This is a genomic window from Agromyces sp. MMS24-K17, from assembly GCF_043950245.1.
GTDB lineage: Bacteria > Actinomycetota > Actinomycetes > Actinomycetales > Microbacteriaceae > Agromyces.
The window spans coordinates 49,984-70,663 of record NZ_CP171640.1 but is presented as its reverse complement, the minus strand read 5'-3'; the positions used below and the strand labels follow the sequence as shown (position 1 = coordinate 70,663).

Below are 20,680 nucleotides of genomic sequence, written 5' to 3'. Positions count from 1 at the left end.
CCGCCCGGGCGGGCGGCGGCGCCTCCGTCGTCGCGCTCGGTCCGGATGCCTCAGCAGCTCGTCGCCGCGAAGGCGGCCGTGACCGTCGCCGCCCGGCCCGCCTGCGCGGGGTCGGTCGCCGCGACCGTCACCGCGCCCGCGGCGATCGACTTCGCCCGCGTCGAGAACGTCGCGCTCGCCGAGTCGCCGGCCTCGAGTGCGACCGTCTTCGCGCCGTAGGCGTTCGTCGTCGTCACGTCGAGCGCGACCTCGTCGGCGTTGCGCACCGTCGTCACCACGACCGCCTTGCCGGCGACGCAGCGTGTCGTCGCGGTGGCCTCGACGGCCGCGGGCGCGGCCGGATCGGCCGCTACCGAGGCGAAGCGGTACCGCTGGCAGTCGTTGTTCAGCACGCTGTACTGGTGCACGCGGGTGGCGTCGGCGGTCGCGCAGAACGACAGGTCGAGCGCCTTCAGGCTGGTGCCGTTGCGGAACTCGACGACCCCGTCGTTGCCGACGAGGACCCGCCAGGTGCTGCCCGCGATGCCGCACGCGCCCTGCGTGACCGTGGCGGAGTCCGCCGAGGATCCGCCGGTCACGGAGAGGCACTTCGCGGGCGCCGAGCCGAGGTGGATCTCGGACTCGCCGTTCGCCGCCGCCGTGAACGTCACGCCCTGGCAGGCCGTGCCGGTGTACTCGCGCTGCTGCAGGATCGCCCCGTCGGCGGTCGTGCAGCCCGGCACCTCGATGGCCTTACCCGACGCGATCGAGGTCACGACGACCGAGCCGGCCGGGCGGAGCACCCAGTCCTGCCCGGTCGCGGCGTTCGCGGTCGACTGCACGACCGCGGCGCCGGCACCCGCGGCACCCGCGGCGGCGTTCGCCGAGTCGAGCACCTTGCCGCTCGTGCGGTTCGTGAGCGTCGACCAGCCGCCGGTCGTCGGCGCGACGGTCCACTGCTGGCAACCCGTCGTGGTGAACGGCGACTGCCGCACCGCGGTGCCGGCCGACGTGGCGCACTCGGCCGGGCCGAGGGCGAGCCCGCTCACCGCGTTCACGACGCGAAGGTACCCGTCACCGGTGGTGTCGAGCACGAAGCGCGAGCGCGACGAGGCGCAGTCGCCCTGCACGAGCCCCGCGCCGTCGGCGGCCGACGGCACCGTGGCGCACAGCCCGGTGGTGCGGCTGACGAGGTTCCAGCGAGCGCCCTCCACCTGGGCGGTGATCGGCGCGTTCTCGCCGCTCGGCACCTGCACCGGCGTGCCGGCGGCCTGCGGGATGCCGAAGTCGGGCTCACCCGCATCCGTCCAGTCCACGACCTGCGCGCGCGCCGAGCGCTCGCGTCCGCAGCCGCCGTCCGCCCGGGCGTTGGCGTGGTACAGGTTCCACGTCTCGGTGCCGTCGGGCGAGGTGAAGAAGTCGTTGTGACCGGTGCCGTAGGCGCCGTTCGCCTTCGAGAAGACCGGCCCGTCGCTCTTCTGCCACGACCCCGAGAGCACGGGGTCGCCGCCGCGGTACTCGAGCGTGCCGAGCTGGTAGTCCTCGGTGCCGCAGAAGCTCGCCGAGTACACGATCCAGGTCTTCCCGTCCTTCTGCAGCGGGATCGGACCCTCGTTCACCGGCTGCCCGATGACCTCCCACGCCTCGGTCGGCTGCGACAGGATGTTCAGCGGCCCGGTCGCGGTCCACGGGTTCTGCATGCGCGCGATGTAGTTGCTCTGCAGCCCGTCGGGCGCGAACGCCGACCACGTCACGAAGAGCTCGCCGTTCAGCTGCAGGTACGCGCCGTCGATGTTCCAGTCGTCGGTCGGGATCGGCCGGCCCTTGTAGGTGTACGGCCCCATCGGGTCGTCCGCGGCGCTCTCGATCACCTGCAGGTGCTGGGTGCCGAAGTTCCCCGAGACGCCCATCGTGTACATGAGGTACCAGCGCCAGCCGTTCGGGCCCTCGAGGCGCTGGAGCTCCGGCGCCCACATGTTGCCGTTGCGGCCGGCGTTCGTGTCGGAGTACACCGTGACCGACTTGGTGGTGCCGAGCCCGGCGAGGGTCGGCGCCTTCCGCATGACGACGCGGTTGTCCCAGGTCGTCGACACGAGGTAGTAGTTGCCGTCGTGGAACTCGATCGTCGGGTCGGCCGTGTCGGGGGCGAGCGGGTTCGTGAACGTGTCCTCGCCGATCGCCTGCGCGGCCGGCACCTGGGCGGCGTCGACGGCGGTGAGGCCGACGACACCTCCCAGGGCCAGCGCGGCGACGACCGTCAGCCGCAGGGCGGTGCGCAGCGGCGTCAGCACGTCTTGCCCCCGTACGAGGCCGTGGTGGCCACGCCGTCGACCGTCGCCGAGACCTGCCCGGCGGGCACGGTCGCGAGGCGGCTCGCGAACGTCACCGACAGCGTCGCCCCGGCGCCGATCGTCACGACGCGGTCGCCGTAGGCGGTCGAGAGGGTGACGTCGGTCGCCTGCGCGGAGCGGTTCGTCGACTTCGCGACGAGGCTGACCTTGCCCGCGACGCAGCGGGTCTCGGCCGCGACCTCGATGCCCGGGGTGACGGTCACCGTCGCCGTGACGGGCATCCGCGAGTCGTCCTGCGCGATGCCGGCGACCGTTAAGCTGCCGGGGGTCGCGTAGTCGGCGGCGTCGACCTCGTCCCAGACCACGTCGGCCTGGGTCGTCGCGCCGGCGGCCGTCGTGAGCGAGGCATCCGGCAGCACCGGCGCGACGCCGGCCCGCGTGGTGACCGTGATCGGGGCGACCGACGCCACCGCGACGGCGGGCGCGTACGCCTCGAGCACCTTCTGGTACTCGGCGCGGGTCACCGGGATGACGGTGCCGTGGCGGGGCTTCCCGCCGTCGCTGTTCTGCGGCAGGTTGGCGCGCAGCGTCGCGCCGAGCGGCTGCCACGAGTTCCCGTCGGTCAGGTCGGTCGATCCGAAGGGGATGTAGTAGTTCGGGCCGCCGTGGTAGTTGGGCTGGTCGATGAAGAGGTACCAGTCGAAGCCGTTGACGTCACCCGGGTTCGACGGGAAGATGCTCGGCCCCTCGCCGCTCGAGAAGGTGCCGCCGGGCTCGCCGTTCGGCAGGCCGGTGGCGACCTTCTCCTTCACGAGCGTCCACTGGTCGGCCGCGCCGGTCGTGCCGGGCAGCGTCCCGGTGATCGTGGCCAGCAGGTTCGTCGACTTCTCCTGGCGGATCGTCATCGACGCCTCGTCCTTGGTGAAGCGGTAGAAGATGCCGTCCTGCTCGGCGACGGTCGAGTCGATCAGGCCGAGGCCGGTGCCGCGCTTGACGTCCGACCAGACCTGCGCGTCCGAGAACGTGATGAAGTCGTCGGTCGTGGCGTACATCATGCGGTTGTAGGTGACGGCCGTGCGCGACGCCGGGGTGGTGTCGGGGTACAGGTTCGACGCCCAGAAGACCACGTAGCGGCCGAGCTCGTCGTCCCAGTACGCCTCGGGTGCCCAGGTGTTGCCCGCGTACGGGGTGGAGACCTGGATGTGGCGCTGGTTCGACCAGTTCACGAGGTCGGTCGACTCCCACACCTCGATGGCGAGCGAGCCCGACAGCTGCGCCGTCGTGAAGCCGCCGGCGAGGCCGGCGACCTTCAGGTCGGTGGCGAGCATGTAGAACTTGTCGCCCTCGTGCGAGCGGATGATGAACGGGTCGCGGAGCCCGGTGGTGCCCTGCGTCGAGGTGAAGATGGGCTCGCCGCCGTTCAGCGTGTTCCAGCGCAGCGCGTCGTTGCCCTTGGATGCCGCGAGGCTGACGCGCTCGGCGCCGGCGCCCTCACCCGTGAAGAAGGCCCACACGTAGGCCTCGGGGTCGTCGGCGGTGGCGGGCTTCGCGGGCACGGCCAGGGTGAAGGTGCGGGTCGCGGTGGCGGCGCCGCTCGTGACGGTCGCGGTGAGCACGACCTGGGCGTTCGCGGCGGGTCGGGTGATCGCCACGCTCGCGGTGCCGGCCTTCACGCCGGTGCGGAGCGCGGCGACGTCGCCGCCCGAGGTCACGGCCCAGGCGATCGTCGAGCCGTTGGCGCCGACGGTCGGCACCGAGAAGCTCGTGCGCACGTCGGCCGTGTCGACCGGGAGGGCGAGGGCCGCCGCGTCGGCGTCGACCTTGGCCTGGTCGGAGAGCTGCGCGGGCACGGTCACGGCGTAGGTGCGGGTCGCCGTGGCCGTGCCGGCCGTGAAGGTCGCGGTCAGCGTGACGGCCGCATCGGGCGAGCCGCCCGCGGGACGGGTCACGGTCGCAGCTCCCCCGAGACGGCGATCGCCGGGCTGTTCGAGGCCCACGAGATCGTCGCGCCGCGGTTCGACGTCGGCAGCGCGAAGTCGGCCGTCGCGGTCGGGGCGACGGTGACGGCGGCGGTGGCGCCGGCGATCGCCTGGTCGGCGAAGACCTGCTGCACGGTGGCGGCGTCGAGCGCCGCGCCGTAGACCGCGTAGTCGTCGACGGAACCGGCCCAGTTCGCGTCGTTGTAGGTCGAGCGGCCGAGGTACGACACGAGGCTCGAGCCGAACGACGACACGTTGCGCGCGATCGTCACCTGGTTGATCTGGGCGCCGTTGACGTAGGTGGTCAGCTTGCCGGCCACCCCGTCGATGACGGTCGTGTAGAGCGCCATGCCCGACGGCGTGCGCGCGCCGGTGGTCGCCGCGTTCGTCGCACCTGCGCCGACCTCGGTGCCCCACGGCGCGGTCGCGCTCACGGTGTTCGTCACGACCGACTTCACGTAGCCGCTCGGGTTGCCCGGGTTGAGCAGCCAGTAGGCGCTCGAGTACGAGGCGCCGGATGCCACGGGCGCGCCGATGAACGCGGCCGCGACGTTCGCCGGGCCGGTGCGGGTCTCGAGCCAGGTCGAGACCGTGAGCTGCGTCTTGCCGACGAGCCCGGCGGTCGGGATGTCGAGGTACCCGGCGGTGGCGCGGGCGCCGCCCGGGAGCGACAGCTGGCCGCCGTCGACCGTCGCGCCGGTCTGCTTGATGGTGGCGTCGTAGCCGTTGCCCGACGCGTCCGCGACGACGCCGGCATTCGCGGCATCGAAGGTGTAGTGGATCAGCGGGGCCGGCGCCTCCGCGGCGCCCGCGGCCTGCGGGGCGATGGCCCCGGCGGCGGCGAGTGCGGCGGTGGTCGCGACCGCGACCGCTCCCGTCCGCAGCTTCCGCACGAGTGTGTCGCGCATGTCACTCCTTTGTGGTGGGTCGACCGGGAGTCCGGTCGATTCGGTGGTCCGGTCGGTTCGGTGGTGCGGTCGGTTTCGGTGGTGCGAAGGGGCGGCTCGGATGCCCCGGCGCGCGCCGGGGCATCCGAGCCGTGCCCGGGTCAGCCGCAGACGGCCGCGGGGGCGGGGAAGGTTCCCTCGAAGGCGGCGCCGTCCGCGGCGCTGCCGGTGAGGGTGAACGTGCCGGCCGCGATCGAGGCGGCTCGGGTCGTGAAGGCCGACGTGACCGAGGCGCCTGCCGCGAGGGAGACGACCTTGCTGCCGTAGGCGGTCTGGATCGTGACGTCGGCGCGCTGGTCGTCGGCGTTGTGGGCGACGACCAGGAGCTGCGCCTTGCCGGCGATGCAGCGCGTGCTCGCCGACGCCTCGAGCTCGAGGCCCCCGTGCAGTTCGACGGCCGACGAGGTCGAGGTCGCGACGAGGCCGTCGCGGTAGCCGTCGTAGGTCGCCGTCACCGAGCCGATGCCGGCGGGCACCGTCGCGCTCGCCGAGCCGCCGTCGAGCGGCACGGTCGTGGTCCAGCCGTCGCCCGCGAAGGTGACGGTGCCCGCCACGTCGCCGCCGTCGGCCGCGGTCACCTCGGCGGTGACGTCGCGTCCGTCGGCCTCGAGCGCCGTCGTCGACGCGACGGCCGTGATGGCGGTCCAGTCGTGCATCGCGGTGAGCACGGTCTGGGGCACGCTGACGAACGCGCCGTGGCGCGGGCTCGTCGGCAGGCCGCCGACCGGGCGGACGTTCCAGCTCGAACGCTGCGAGAGCCGGTCGGCCTGCGTGCTCGAGGCGATCTCGGCACCCGTGGTGACGAAGGCCCGGTAGCCGCCCGCGCTGTAGTTGTCGACGAGGAAGACGTAGCCGTCGCCCGAGGCGTTGTTCGGGTCGCCCGCGTTGAGCTTCACGATCTCGGGGCCCTCACCCGACTGGCCGGTCTCGAGGCTGGTCATGCGGGTGTCGGTGAGCTGCCAGGTGGCGGCGGGGTCGGCGGTCCAGCTCGACGAGGTCGTCGGCGCGGTGAGCACCTTCGAGCGCTCGAGGAAGATGTCCTTGCCGGCCTCGAGCGTGCCGGCCGCGCCGCTCTCCTCGTTCTTCGTGAAGCGGTAGTAGTACTCGCCGATCTTCGTGACCGTCGAGTCGATGCGGGCGTAGCCGGTGTCCTGCCAGGTCGCCGGGGGCGACGTGAAGGTCTGGAAGTCGCGCGTCAGCACCGAGAACATGCGGGCGTAGAGCTTGTCGGAGTTCGAGTGCGAGGCATCCGAGTACAGGCGCGACGCGAAGAACACGACGTACGACTGCAGCTCGTCGTCCCAGTACGCCTCGGGCGCCCAGGTCATGCCGGCGGCCGGCTGGTTGACCGTGATGCCCGTGTCGGCGCCGTTCGTGCGCGTCCAGTGCACGAGGTCGACGGACTCCCAGACCTCGATCTTGAGGCTGCCCGCCGACTGCGCCGGGCCCCAGCCCGTGCCGCAGCTGATGCACAGGTCGGTGGCGAGCATGTAGTACTTGTCGCCGTCGTGCGACCGCAGGATGTACGGGTCGCGGAGGCCCTTGGTGTCGGTCGTCGAGGTGATGACCGCGGCGCCGCCGTTGACCGGCGAGAACGTGAAGAAGTCGTTGCCCGAGGTCGCGGCCTGGTAGATCTTCTCGTCGCCGTCGGACTTGAAGTACGCGGCGGCGTAGCCGGCGTCGGGCGCCGAGCGGGCGTGCTCGGCGACGGTGACGGTGAACGACTTCTCGACCGTGGTCGAGCCGAGCACCGCGTGCGCCGTGAGGGTGACCTCGCGGTCGCCGGCGCCGTAGGCGGGGCGCTCGACGATGCCGCCGCCCGCGAAGGGGTCGGCCGCGCCGACGGCGGGCGCCGTGTAGCCGGCCGTCGTCGGGGTGACCAGGGCCGGGTCGGACGAGGTCCAGGTGATCGCGGCGCCGTTGATCGACCCCGTGGTGACGAGCGGCAGGTTCTCGGTGGTGCGCGTCGCGAGCGAGATCGCGTCGAGGTCGGCCGAGGGGTTCGGCGCGAGCACGGTGAACGTGAACGTGATGACGGTGCCGGTCGGCGTGGTGGCGGTCACCGTCACCGGGGTGTCGGCGGCGATGGTGCGCGAGACGACGCCGGTGTTCGAGATCACCGACGTGTCCTGCGACGCCCAGGTCAGCGCGACGCCGTTCGACGACGCGGGGAACGTCAGGTTGCGCGAGACCTGTGCGGCCGAGGGGTTCGCCCCGAGCACGGTCGGCAGCAGGTCGGCGCGGAGCAGCGCCTCGTTCGAGGCCGTCTTGGCGGCGGCGGTGGGCATGCTGGCGGCGACGTCGGCCTGGCTCAGCGCGACGTCCCAGAACTTCACGTCGGTGACGTCGGCCTTGAGCAGCGCGTCGCCGGTGTAGAGCGAGCGGCCGAGGTAGCCGAGGGTCGATCCGGTGGGGATGATCGAGCTCATGGCGGAGGTGTGCGTGACCGTCGAGACCTGCACGCCGTCGCGGTAGAGCGTGAGCGCGTTGCCGTTGCCGACGAGGGTCAGGGTCGTGAAGCCGGCGTTGAGGCCGCCGCCGTTGGGCAGGCGGACCTCGCCGTTGGCGGTGCCGGTCTTCACGCGGATGCCGGAGAGCACCGCGTTGCTGTACGCCGACTCGCCCGAGCGCGGGTTGACGAAGACGTGGTTGCCGAGCGCGGTGGTGTTCCACGCGCCGACGCCGTCGCCGATCACCCAGCCGAACTGGTTGGCGGCGGTGGTGGTCGCGACGGTGTACTCGACGGTGAAGGCATTGTCGGTGCCGGTGACGAGGCCCTTGGGGAGCGAGGCGTAGCCGTCGCCCTTGAAGCGCAGCACGGCGTCGCCGCCCGCGTCGGCGAAGGAGGCGTCGGTGAGGCCGGTGAGGGTCGCGTTGCGCCCGTTGCCCGAGATGTCGAGCAACTGGTTGCCGGCGTGCGTCATGTCGTAGTGCGCGGTCGGCGCGGGCAGGTCGGCGGCGGAGGCCGAGAGCGGCGCGGCGGCGCAGGCGCCTGCCCCTAGGAGGCCGGTGACGCCGGCCGCGAGCCATCGCCGCGGTCGGGATCTTGGGTGGAGGGCAGACGCTCGCATACGGCTCCTTGCAGTCGCCATTGACGGATGAATCCGGCGGGAGTCGGCCGGATCGCTCGAATGTTACCGGACACAATCCGCGGAATCCAAGGGTGGGAAGCGGAGGGAATCCCCCTCCGAAAGTTTCTGGCGCGTCGTCTCGGGGCTGTGCTACGGTCTGCCGTTACCGGTAACAATCAGGGTTCCCGGGGTTCCGCTCGCCACCGACGTCGCAGCTCGAGGAGCGCTCAATGACGAAGCCCGCCGCCATCACCCGTGCGTTCCGCGCAGGTGGACTCGCCCTCGGGGCGGCCATCCTGGCCACGTTCGCCGTGGCCGGTCCGATCCTCCCCGTCGCCGCGGCGGACGCCGCGCCCGCGGCCGCACCCCGCACCGGCCTCCTGGCCGAGTACCTGTTCACCCAGACCACCGGCGCCACCGTGCCCAACACGGCCGGCGGGTCGTCGACGGTCGGCGCGGCCACCGTCGTCAACGGCACCGACGCCCTCTGGACCGGCTCGTCGCTGAAGTTCACCGGCGGCGCGAAGACGAGCACCACCGCCGACTGGGTGCGGCTGCCCGACGCCCTGCTCGCCGGCAAGCAGTCGGCGACCATCACCGTCGAGACCAGGTTCGACGCCTCGATGCTCACGAGCTTCAACTTCCTCTGGAACGTCGGCAGCGACAGCACGACGTCGTACTTCTTCGCCTCGATGCGCGACAAGGCGCGCACCGCGATCACCACCGCGAGCAACGGCGGCGAGGCGAACGCCAGGGCCACCGCCTCGCTCGCCGCCGACCGCTGGTACAGCGTCACGACCGTGCTCGACGGCGCGGCCGACACGCTCGCCTTCTACGTCGACGGCGTCAAGGTCGGCCAGACCACGACGACCCTCGAGCCGTCGTCGATCACGACGCAGACCGTCAACGCCATCGGGCGCTCGCCCTGGCCCGACCCGTTCTACAAGGGCGAAGTGTCGGCGTTCCGGGCGTACGACCGTGCGCTCACCGACGCCGAGGTCGCCGCCGTGTCGGACGCCGACGCCGGCTCGCACGCCTCGACCTTCCAGGCGAGCGCCCAGGCCGCGCTCGACGCGATCCAGCCCATCGCGATGACCGACTCCTCGATCACGCTGCCCACGTCCTCGGCCGCCCGGCTCAGCTGGTCGGCCCCCTCAGCGGGCCTCGCGCTCGGCGCGAGCGGCGCCACGCTGCAGGCCGTGCAGCCCGCACCCGGCTCGCCCGCAGCGACCGGCACCGTGACCGCTACGGCGAACGTGCGCGGCGTGACCGTCTCGAAGCAGATCCCGGTGAGCGTCGCCCCGGCGGCGTCGGCGACCGACGACTACGGCTACCTGATGGTGCACTTCATCGAGGACTCGGCCGGCTACGCGGAGAAGATCTACCTGGATGTCTCGCGCGGCGACGACCCCGAGCAGTGGGACCCGCTGAACGGCGGCAAGCCGATCCTCGCGTCGCAGCTCGGCACCACCGGCGTGCGCGACCCGTACCTCACCTACAACCCCGAGACCGGCACGTACTACATCATCGCCACCGACCTGCGGGTCTTCGGCGGCGACGGCGGCTCGGGCTCGTGCACCAGCTGGTGCTACTGGACCAAGAGCGCCAGCACGAAGCTGCTCGTCTGGGAGTCGACCGACCTCGTCGAGTGGGGCGCACCGCGCACCATCGACGTCTCGCTCGACGCCACCGGCACCGAGGTCGCCGAGCTCGGCATGGCCTGGGCCCCCGAGGCGACCTGGGTCGACGACTACTACCCCGACGGCCGCGGCGCCTTCGTCCTCTACTGGTCGTCCAACCTCTACACGAACCCCGAGCACACCAGCGCGAGCTACAACCAGGTGCTCTGGGGCGCCACGACCGACTTCACGCAGGGCACCTACGCCTACGGCGGCTCCTTCGTGAACGCCGGCGCCAACACCATCGACACCACGATGATCCAGGACGGCGGCACCACCTACCGCATCACGAAGGACAACGGCCTCGGCAAGGGCATCTACATGGAGTCCACCACCGCCGCCCGCTGGTGGGAGCCGGGCACAGCGTGGACCCAGCTCCAGACGAAGATCGGCGCGGCCTGGGCCGGCGGCAACGCCGGCGGTGTCGAGGGCCCGGCCGTCTTCAAGAGCCACGGCGAGGAGCGCTGGTACCTGTACGTCGACGTCATCCCGTCGACCGGCTACCGCCCGATGACCACCACCGACCTCGACGCGGGCTGGACCCAGCTCACCGACCCCGGCTTCTTCATGGCCCCGAGCACCAAGCACGGCGGCGTGGTCTCGCTCACGAAGGCGCAGTACGACACCGTGCGCTCGGCGGACTCGCGCGCGGCGGCGACGACCGCGCTCGGCGACGTCGAGGTCGAGGCCGGCAGCACCGCGGGCGACCTCGCCGACGCGCTGCCGGCGACCGCCGACGTCGTGCTCGCGTACGACCGCGGCACGGCCGCGCGCTCGATCGCGTGGAACACGGCCGGCGTCGACCTCGCCACCCCGGGCAGCTACCCGGTCAGCGGCACGGTCAGCACGTACAGCGCCAACCTCGACACCTGGGCCGGCGCGGGCGGGTCCACCGCCTGGAACGCGCCCGACCGGGTGCTCGCGAGCAGCGCCGCCGTCACGGTCACCGCGACGGTCGTCGTGACGCCCGCACCCGCGGGCCCGCCCATCACGGTGACGGCCGAGACGCGCTGCATCGCGGGCAAGGTGACCCTCGTCACCCAGCTCACGAACACCGGCGACGCGCCGGCCGCGATCACCGTCACCACCTCCTACGGCTCGAAGGTCGTGCAGCTCGCGGCGGGCAAGTCGGCCAGCCAGACCTTCGCCTCGCGCCTCGCCGCGACCCCGGCGGGCAGCGTCCAGGCGGCCACGGCCGCCGGGGCGAAGACCGCCGCGTACGACGCGCGCAGCTGCGGCTGACCCGCGCAGCCCGACACGCTCCACCCCGACCGCTCCTCAGCACGGACCGAAAGGACCCCATGTCGACCCTGGCTCGCACCGCTGCGATCGCCACCATCGGCGCCCTCCTCGGCGGGCTCATCACCGCGACGGCCGCCCCGGCGGCGTTCGCCGCGACCGACGACCTCAGCATCGAGGCATCCAAGGTGCTCGACCTGCCGCTCGACGGCACGCTCGCCGACGCCAGCGCGAACGCCGCGACCGTGACCCTGCAGAAGGGCGCCGCCGCGTACGCGGGCGGCGTCCGCGGACAGGCGTTCTCGTTCAACGGCTCGACGGCGCTGAAGCTCGGTACGGCCGCATACCTGCAGCCGCAGGACCTCACCGTCTCGTTCTGGTTCAACCCGAGCGCGACGATGACGGCGGAGCAGGTCTTCGCCTGGAGCAAGACGACCTACAACTCCGACGGCTGGTACCTCACGAGCGAAGCCGACGGCACCCCGCTCGCGCTGTCGATCGGCCCGTCGAGCGGGCAGCCGTACAAGGTCGCCGTCGACGCGACCCGGTCGACGTTCTTCCCCGCGGGCCAGTGGACCCACATCGTCGCGACCTACGACCACACGACGAAGGCCGTCGCGTTCTACCGCAACGGCGTCCGCCAGGTCTCGACCGTCAAGTATCCCGTCAGCGAGACCGCCTCCGGCGTGCTCGGCTCTGAGGCGACGAGCACGAAGACCATCGGCTACAACGGCCCGAACTACAACGGCTCGCACCTCAAGGGCCTGCTCGACGACTACACGCTCTACAACGGCGTCGCGACCGTGGCCGACGTGGTGAAGCTCACCCAGCGCGGCGCCCCCGGCTTCGACCCGGCCTCCGTCGCCCAGGCCGACCTCGCCGCGATCTCCCTGCCGACGACGGCGACCGTCGACTTCGCGGTGCCCACCTCGGGCGCGAGCGGCAGCGAGATCACCTGGGCGACCTCCGACGCGGGCGTCATCTCGATCGACGGCGGCACCGCGCACGTGACCCGCCCCGCCTCGACCGAGACGACCGTGCACCTCACCGCGACCGCCGCCTACGGCGGCAGCACCACGGTCACCCGGGCGTTCGACGTCTCGGTGCAGCCGAAGGGCGAGGCATCCACCCAGTACCTGTCCGATGCCGGCCTCGAGAACGTTACGATCGGCGACGACTACCTCGAGAACGCGAACCAGAAGACGATCGACTACCTGCTGAGCCTCGACCCGGAGAAGTTCCTCTACTCCTGGTACGTGCAGGCCGGGCTCACGCCCACCACGTCGAGCGGCTACGGCGGCTGGGAGCGCTCGACCGGCACCCGGTTCCAGGGCCACTTCTTCGGCCACTACCTCTCCGCGCTCTCGCAGGCCTACGCGACGACGACGGATGCGTCGGTCAAGGCGCAGCTGCTCGCGAAGCTCACGGCCGGCGTCGACGGGCTGAAGCGGTGCCAGGACGCCTGGGCGGCCGCCAACCCGTCGAGCGCGGGCTACGTCGCCCCGTTCGCGCTGAGCGCGCTGCCGAGCGGCAAGGACGGCCTGCTCGTGCCGTTCTACAACCTGCACAAGGTGCTCGCCGGCCTCCTCGACGCGCACGAGTACGCGCCCGCCGGGGTCTCGGCGAAGGCCCTCGCCGTGGCATCCGGATTCGGCACCTGGGTGCGCGGCTACGCGGCGTCGCTGGCGAACCCGGCCACGATCCTGAACACCGAGTACGGCGGCATGAACGAGGCGCTCTACGAGCTGTACTCCATCACCGAGAACCCCGTGCACAAGCGCGCGGCCGAGTACTTCGACGAGACCACGCTGTTCCAGCAGCTCGCCAACGGCCAGGACGTGCTGAACGGCAAGCACGCGAACACCACCATCCCGAAGCTCGTCGGCGCCCTCAAGCGCTACACGGTGTTCATGGACCACCCCGACCTGTACGCGACGCTCACGCAGGCCGAGAAGGACGCCCTGCCGATGTACCGAGCGGCGGCCGAGAACTTCTGGCAGATCGTGGTGCGCGACCACACGTACGCGAACGGCGCGAACAGCCAGTCGGAGCACTTCCACGGCGCCGACACGCTCTACCAGTTCGCGACCAACGGCGTCACGACCGGGTACGGCGAGAACTCGACGGCCGAGGGCTGCAACGAGTACAACATGCTGAAGCTGAGCCGCGCCCTCTTCGAGGTGACGAAGGACGTGAAGTACGCCGACTACTCCGAGTCGACGTTCATCAACACGATCCTCGCGTCGCAGAACCCCGAGACCGGCATGGTCACGTACTTCCAGCCGCAGGCGCCCGGGTACGCGAAGGTGTTCGGCACGCCGCTCGACCAGTTCTGGTGCGACCACGGCACGGGCATCGAGAGCTTCACGAAGCTCGGCGACTCGATCTACTTCACCGATCCGAAGGCGGTCTACGTCACCCAGTTCCGCAGCTCCGAGCTGCGCTCGGCGGCCCAGAACCTGCGACTCGTGCAGACGGCCGACGTGCCCGCGAGCCCCGACGTGCACCTCGAGGTGAGCGCCCTCGACGGCGGCGCCGTCGCGGCCGGCACGGTCGTGAAGCTGCGCGTGCCGAGCTGGGTGGCCTCCGCCCCGACCCTGGAGGTCAACGGCCAGGCGGTGGATGCCGCTGCGCTGACCTCCGGCGGCTACGTCACGGTGCCCGTCTCGGCCGGTGACGAGCTCGACTACACGCTGCCCGCGAAGGTCACCGTCGACGCCGGCACCGAGAACCCGAACTGGGTCGCCCTGAAGTACGGCCCCGTGCTGCTCGCGACCGAGCTCAGCCGCCGCAACGTGAACGCGAGCTACACCGCCGGCGTGCTCGTGCAGATGGGTGTCGCCGACAAGTCGCTCGGCTCCGACGTCGTCGTGGCCGACGCCGCGGCGTGGAAGGCCGACCCGGCGAGCGTCGAGCGCATCGCCGACGGCGAGAACGCGAACGGCCTGACCACGATGCGGTTCAAGCTGCACGGCGTCGACCAGGCATCGGCCGCGCTCACCTTCGAGCCGTACTACAGCCTGTACGACGCGCGCTACGCGACGTACCTGACCCTCGTGCAGCCCGACTCGGCCGAGGCGCAGGCGCTGATCCTCAAGGACAAGCAGCAGCTGCGCACCGACGAGACCACGATCGACTCGCTCACGTCGTTCGACGACAACAACAGCGAGGCCGACAAGAACGTCAAGTTCAGCAACTCGACCGTGGGCGTGTTCAACGGCCAGAGCTTCCGGCACGCGCCGCCCGCCGTCGGGGCGTACTTCCAGTACGACCTGATCGTCGACCCGTCGCAGCCGAAGAACTTCCTGGCCGTGCGGTACTACGGCGGCGACAACGGGCGCACGTTCGACGTCTACCTGAACGACGCGCTCCTCAAGCGCGAGGTCGTGACGAACGCGAACGGCGCGACGAGCTGGTACCTCCAATACGACCGGATCCCGCAGGCGATCCTCGACGGCATCGCCGCGAAGGACAGCTACAAGCGCGACCAGGCCGGCCAGTACGTGCTCGAACGCCCACGGTGCGAAGATCCCGGTGGTGACGGTGCGCTTCCAGAGCACCGGTACGAGCTACGTCGGCGGCGTGTTCGGCGTCTCGACCTCGTCGACCGACCGCTACGCGACGAACGCCGAGCTCTCGAAGCTCGCGGTCGACGGCGGCACCCTGTCGCCGGCGCTCGTGCCGGGGACGACCGCGTACACCGTCACCGTGGCCCGGGAGGCGACGAGCGTGAAGCTCGACCTCGACCCGGCCGCGCCGAGCGGACTCGTCTACGTCGACGGCATCCTCATCGACGACACGGCGCCGCGCACGGTGGCGGTCGCGGCCGGTGACACGCCGACCACGACGACGGTCAAGGCCTACGCGCAGGACCACACGACGAACGTCACGTACACGCTGCAGATCGTGCGGGCCGCCCCGCAGCCGCAACTCGCGGTGACCGCGACGGCGAGCGCGCGCTGCATCGCGGGCAAGGTGACGCTCGTCGTGCAGACGACGAACGGCGCGGCGGTGCCGGTCGACTTCGCGGTGACCACAGCCTGGGGCACCGCCACGGGCACCCTCGCCGCGGGCAAGTCGCTGTCGAAGACCTTCGCGACCCGCGCCGGCTCGATCGCCGCGGGCTCGGCGACCGTCACTGCTGCGGGAACGGTCGGCGGAGCGGCGGCATCGGCCGAGGTCGCCGCCGCGTACCCCGCACTGAGCTGCGGATGAGCCCGAGGAGGACTCCCACGATGCGACGAGCGAGACGATGGCTGGGCGGGGTCGCCACGGCGGCCCTCTGCGCGGCCGTGCTCACCCCGACCGCCGCGATGGCGGCCGGCACCGATGACGCGCTGCTCGCCGACCTCGCGTTCGAGAGCGGCACGACCGCCTTCGAGGGCGGCGGCGCCCGCGCCGCGGTGCAGGGCACCGCGACGCTCGTCGACGGGCCGACCGGCAAGGCAGCGAAGCTCGGCAGCGGCTTCTGGCTGAACGTGACGAAGGCCGACGGCACGCCGCTCCTCGCGGGGCGCGACGACGTCACGATCTCCTACGACAGCAAGCCGGATGCCTCGGGCAACACGGGCTGGTCGGTGTTCGCCGCGCGCAGCACGGCGACCCAGACCTACCAGCAGGAGCACTACCTCGGGTTCCTCGACAAGACGACCGGCATCACGGTCGAGCGGTACGACAACGCCGGCACCCGCGACTCGAGCGGCAACCTCGTGACGACCACGGCGAACACCGCGTGGAAGCACGTCGACCTGGTGCTCTCGGGCACGACCGCGCGGCTGTTCGTCGACCGGAAGCTCGTCGCGACGAACACCACGGGCAAGGCGCTCTCGACGATCCTCGGGGCGACCGGCGGCGTGCTGCAGGTGGGCAAGGCGAACTGGGGGAGCGGCGAGTACTTCGGCGGCCTCGTCGACAACGTCCGCGTGTACTCGCGGGCGCTCACCCCGACCGAGCTCGGCGTGCCGTCGGCCGCGAGCGATCCGGCCGCCGCGCTCGCCATCCCGGCCCGCATCACGGGCGACCTGCCGTCGAGCGTCCTCGGCCGGGCCGTCACCTGGTCGGCCTCCGGCGACGGGGCCTCGCTCGTGGCATCCGACGGCGCCGTCACCCGGCCGGCCGACGGAGCGGTCGCGGTCACGCTGACCGCGACGATCGACGGGGTCGCGGCGCCGGTCACTGGCTCCGCGCAGATCCTCGACGCGGGCGGCGACATCGCGAGCTACGTGAAGCACGTCACCACCGTGAACGGCGTGAAGGACGACCCGCTCGCCTACGACGAGGACCGCCGCGCCGACTCGCTCTTCGTGGCCGCCCGCCCGGCGGGCGCGGCGACCTGGGAGCCGCTGAACCGATCGCAGGCGATCCTCTCCGTGCTGTGGGACGGCACGCAGGCGGCCAAGCCGAACGCGCAGGTGGGCTCGCCCACGCTGCTGCGGTTCGCCGACGGCACGCTCGGGGCGGTCGCGTCGCAGAACAACGCGACCGACTCGGTGTACGTGTGGGATGCCGCCGACGGCGCGACGTTCCGCAACCAGCGCACGGTGAAGGTGTCGTCCGACGGCTCGATCGTCGCCGACCCGCGCATCGTGTTCGACGCCGCGTCGCAGAAGTACCAGGCGACGTGGACCGACCCGCTGACCGGCGAGGGGCGGGTCGCGCGGCTCGACGGGCTCACCGGCGCCAGCGTGCCGACCGCGGCCACGAAGGCCGACGCCGTCGCGCTGGGCGTCGCCGGCGCGGCCACGGGCCTGCCCGGCTTCGCCGCCGAGGCCCGTTCGTTCGCGCTGTCGAAGGCCGAGTTCGCGGCGTTCTCCGCGCGCTACGTCGACCTGCGGAACACGGGCGTCGGCGCCTTCGCCGACGTCGAGGTCGAGCACGGGGCGACGGTCGACGCCGGCGACCTGCCGGCGACGGCGACCCTCGAGTACAACGACGGGTCGACGAAGCAGCTGCCGGTCGCGTGGAGCGAGACGGACCTCGCCGACGTCGACACGGACACGCCCGGCACCTACGACGTCTCGGGCACCGTGCAGCAGACGGCGGAGGAGCTGGTCAACGACGCGCGCGCCGATCCCGACCTCTTCTTCAACGAGGACGACGGCTACTGGTACCTCACCGGGTCGCACTACTCGATCCCGTCGGATGCCCCGAACAGCGCCCTCATCGACGCCAACGCGTACCGCAAGATCGGGCTCAAGCGCGCGACGACGATCGCGGGCCTGGCGGATGCCCCGGAGCAGATCGTCATCGACCCCGATGCCGGCACGCCCGGCAGGCAGGCGCAGTACCCCAACACGTTCTACGGCTGGGGCGGGTACATCTGGGCGCAGGAGTTCCACAAGATCAACGGCCAGTGGTGGATCGTCGCGGGCATGAACCGCGGCTACGCGCCGACGGGCGGCTGGTGCGACAACACCGTGCTGATCCCGTACATCGGCTCCGACGCGTCGCTGCGGGCCGGCGGACTCGTCGACCAGGCCAACTGGGGCGAGCCGACGATCCTCGAGGGGGCCGCGTTCGACGTGTCGTACCTCGAGCGCGAGGAGCACGGCACGACCCAGGGCTACTGGGTCATGCCGAGTGGGGCCAAGCTCTTCGTCGGCAAGGCGAAGGCGGGCCCGAAGGGCACCGTGCCGCTCATCGACGGCACGCTCAGCCAGATCTACGCGCTCAGCCAGCCGTGGGAGTACGGCAAGTCGGCGCCGACCCCGTCGGACGTGAACGAGGGCGGCGACCAGGGCATCGTCGAGGCGCCCTTCATGGTGACGTACGGCGACTTCGTCTACCTCACCTACTCGGGCGGCACGGTCGACAAGTACTACGACCTCGGCTTGCTGCGCGCCGCGAAGGACGCCGACCTGCGGAACCCGGCCAGCTGGACCCAGGTGCCGTTCCCGGTGCTCACGACGAACGACACCGCGTCGGGGCGCATCGGCGGCGTCGGCCAGGGTGGCCCGGGGCACAACTCGTTCGCGATCGACGAGGCGGGCAACCTCGTGCTGGCGTACCACGCGCGGCCGTATCCCGAGCCGCACACGAACTCGGCGGCCGGCGGCCTGTTCGACCCCGACCGGAACACCTGGTTCAAGGCGGTGAACGTGCGGGCGAACGGCGACCTCGACCTGTCGCTCTCGAGCGCCCAGGAGGTCGCGCCGGCGAACCGCACGGTGACCGTGCGCGTCGTGGTCGGCGATCCGCCGCCCGTTGCGCTGCGGGTCTCGGCGACCACGCGGTGCGTCGCGGGCAAGGTCGTGCTGGTCGCGACGCTCGCGAACGACGGGGCGGCGGCCGAGTCGGCCCACGTCACCACCGGGTCCGGGGAGAAGGCCGTCGAACTGCCGGCCGGCAAGGCCGTCGCGATCTCCTTCACCACGCGCCAGAAGGCGCTCGAGGCGGGCACGATCACGGTCGTGACGAGCGCTTCGGATGCCCCGATCCAGGCCGCCTACGCCGCGGCCGAGTGCAGGTGAGGCGAGGACATGCGCGAATCGCAGCGTCGTCTTGACGGCACAGGAACCGGCCAATACGCTGGAAATGTTCCCGGTAACAAACCGGAGACCCGGCTCCCTCGTTGGGCCGCCCCAGGCAAGGACGCCGACCTCGGTCGCACCCCGAGCCGCACGTACGCACGTGTCAGCCACCCTGCTGCACGACGATTCGGCTCGGCTGCCGCCGACCGAGGAACTGGAGGAAACATGATCAGCAAAGGTGCTGCCGTGCGTTGCGCAGCCGGCATCGTGGGCGGGCTCATGCTCGCGGGCGTGGGCACCCTCGCGTTCGCGGCCGACCCCGGCGACAGCTCGGGTGTCGACGTCAAGGTCGACATCGCGGCGGTCGAGAACGGGGCGCTGAGCCTGACGGTGGCGAACACCCAGACGACCCTGACCGAGACCGGCTCGACCGCCGAGTACCGGCAGTTCACCGGCACGCTCCCGACCGTCACGGTCACCGACACCCGCACCGACGTCCCCGCGGGCGCGTTCTGGTACGTGGTCGGCCAGGCCGGCGACTTCGTCGGCACCGCGGGCCAGCCGAACATCCCGGCGAGCCAGCTCGGCTGGACCCCGGCCGACGTCCTCGACGGCAGCGGCGAGGTGGGCTCGGGCAGCGAGGTCGTCCCGGCCTCCGACACCCCGACCCAGCCCGGCAACAACACCGGCCTGGTCAGCGGCGAGGACCTGCTCTTCCTCTCGCTCGACTCGGCCGAGGCGCAGGCCGCGCAGGGCTCGTGGTCGACCACCGCGGCGCTCAAGCTGAAGACCCCCGCGAACGTCGCGGCGGGCAGCTACTCGTCGCTGCTCACCCTGTCGCTCTTCGAGGACACCTACTGATCCACCCGCGGCCGGGTCGGCGCGACACCGCCGACCCGGCCGCACCCCTTCGCCCCGGATCCGACCGGACCGGGGCCCGCTCCACCCAGGACTCGCCATGACCCGCTTCCGCTCCACCACCGCACTCGCGGCGCTCGTCGCCGTCGCCGGCCTCGCCGCAGGGCTGGCCGGCGCCGCCCCCGCGGTCGCGGAGGAGGCGGCGCCGGTGTCGTGGTCGGTCACGCCGGCCGACGCCTCGGGACCCGACGGCCGCGTCGCCGTCGAGCACGAGATCGACCCGGCCGCGAGCGTCGACGACCAGTTCGCCGTGCGCAACCTCGGTGCCGAGGAGGTCACGTTCCGCCTCGCCGCCGCCGACGGCTTCACCAACGACAACGGCCGGTTCGACATCCTGCCGTCCGACCAGGAGTCGGTCGACTCCGGCACCTGGATCACCCTGCCCGAGAGCGTGACCGTCGCCCCCGGCGGCACGGCGGTCGTGCCGTTCACGATCACCGTGCCCGAGGACGCGCAGCCGGGCGACCACGCCGCCGGCATCACCGCCTCGATCCTGTCGACGCAGCAGGCCGACGGCACCGGCGTCGGCGTCGAGAGCCGGGTCGGCTTCCGGGTCATGACCCGGGTCGCCGGCGAACTCGCGCCGGCCTTCTCGGTGCAGGACGTGCATGCCGACTACCGCCTGTCGTGGAACCCGCTCCGCCCGGGCAGCATCGACGTCGTCTTCGACGTGGCGAACGAGGGCAACGCCCGGCTCGCCGTCGCCGGCGTGCTGACCGTCGCCGGCCGCAGCATCGCGTTCCCGGCCGAGGGCGAGACGCCCCAGGAGATCCTCCCCGGCGAGTCCCGCACCATCTCGCTCACGGTCCCGAGGGTCTGGCCGCTGTTCGCCTTCCCCGGCGAGATCGCGCTCGCCCCGACCGTCATCGACGCCAACGGCGAGCCGGCCGACGCCGTGCCCGCCGAGGTCGCGCCGTCGTCGACCGACGTGCTCGTCTGGGCGGTGCCGTGGCCGCAGCTCCTCGTGGTCGCAGGGCTCGCCCTCCTCGTCCTCGCGCTGCTCTGGCGCCGGGGCCGCTCGAAGCGCCGCATCGAGGCGCTGCTCACCGAGGCCCGCGAAGAGGGCCGCCGATCCATGGCCGGCGTCGGCCAGGGGTGACCCTCCGGG

Annotated in this window: 10 protein-coding genes; 6 read left to right on the top strand and 4 right to left on the bottom strand. The window is 72.0% G+C overall.

Annotated features, from left to right (window positions below):
• Positions 1-50: 50 nt before the first annotated feature.
• The 4 genes from ACGGZK_RS00250 to ACGGZK_RS00235 all read right to left on the bottom strand — a co-directional run bounded on the left by ACGGZK_RS00250 (position 51) and on the right by ACGGZK_RS00235 (position 8,120).
• Positions 51-2,270, bottom strand: coding sequence for a family 43 glycosylhydrolase (locus ACGGZK_RS00250; protein WP_395244271.1), 2,220 nt, complete (start codon positions 2,268-2,270; stop codon positions 51-53).
• The gene (locus ACGGZK_RS00245) at positions 2,264-4,219 is read right to left on the bottom strand and encodes an immunoglobulin-like domain-containing protein (protein ID WP_395244270.1); all 1,956 of its coding nucleotides are present in this window, start codon (positions 4,217-4,219) and stop codon (positions 2,264-2,266) included. The genes ACGGZK_RS00250 and ACGGZK_RS00245 overlap by 7 nt, the downstream gene beginning before the upstream one ends.
• Positions 4,216-5,157, bottom strand: coding sequence for a LamG-like jellyroll fold domain-containing protein (locus tag ACGGZK_RS00240; RefSeq protein ID WP_395244269.1), 942 nt, complete (start codon positions 5,155-5,157; stop codon positions 4,216-4,218). The genes ACGGZK_RS00245 and ACGGZK_RS00240 overlap by 4 nt, the downstream gene beginning before the upstream one ends.
• A gap of 140 nt (positions 5,158-5,297) precedes the next feature.
• Entirely contained in the window at positions 5,298-8,120 is a 2,823-nt protein-coding gene (locus ACGGZK_RS00235) for an immunoglobulin-like domain-containing protein (protein ID WP_395244268.1), read from the bottom strand.
• Between the two features lie 377 nt (positions 8,121-8,497).
• Here ACGGZK_RS00235 and ACGGZK_RS00230 point away from each other — a divergent pair, with 377 nt between their 5' ends.
• The 6 genes from ACGGZK_RS00230 (at position 8,498) to ACGGZK_RS00205 (ending at position 20,671) form a co-directional block, all read left to right on the top strand.
• On the top strand, positions 8,498-11,188 hold the full coding sequence (locus tag ACGGZK_RS00230; RefSeq protein WP_395244267.1) for a LamG-like jellyroll fold domain-containing protein: 2,691 nt from the start codon (positions 8,498-8,500) through the stop codon (positions 11,186-11,188).
• Positions 11,189-11,247: 59 nt separating this feature from the next.
• Positions 11,248-15,018, top strand: coding sequence for a beta-L-arabinofuranosidase domain-containing protein (locus ACGGZK_RS00225; RefSeq protein ID WP_395244266.1), 3,771 nt, complete (start codon positions 11,248-11,250; stop codon positions 15,016-15,018).
• Positions 14,915-15,400, top strand: coding sequence for a cadherin-like beta sandwich domain-containing protein (locus ACGGZK_RS00220; protein ID WP_395244265.1), 486 nt, complete (start codon positions 14,915-14,917; stop codon positions 15,398-15,400). Before ACGGZK_RS00225 ends, ACGGZK_RS00220 begins: the two co-directional genes overlap by 104 nt.
• A gap of 20 nt (positions 15,401-15,420) precedes the next feature.
• Positions 15,421-18,654, top strand: a complete 3,234-nt coding sequence (locus ACGGZK_RS00215) for a LamG-like jellyroll fold domain-containing protein (protein WP_395244264.1) — start codon at positions 15,421-15,423, stop codon at positions 18,652-18,654.
• A gap of 246 nt (positions 18,655-18,900) precedes the next feature.
• A complete protein-coding gene (locus ACGGZK_RS00210; RefSeq protein WP_395244263.1) occupies positions 18,901-19,515 on the top strand; it encodes a hypothetical protein in 615 nt (204 codons plus the stop codon).
• Positions 19,516-19,612: 97 nt separating this feature from the next.
• Entirely contained in the window at positions 19,613-20,671 is a 1,059-nt protein-coding gene (locus ACGGZK_RS00205) for a WxL protein peptidoglycan domain-containing protein (protein WP_395244262.1), read from the top strand.
• Positions 20,672-20,680 lie beyond the last annotated feature (9 nt).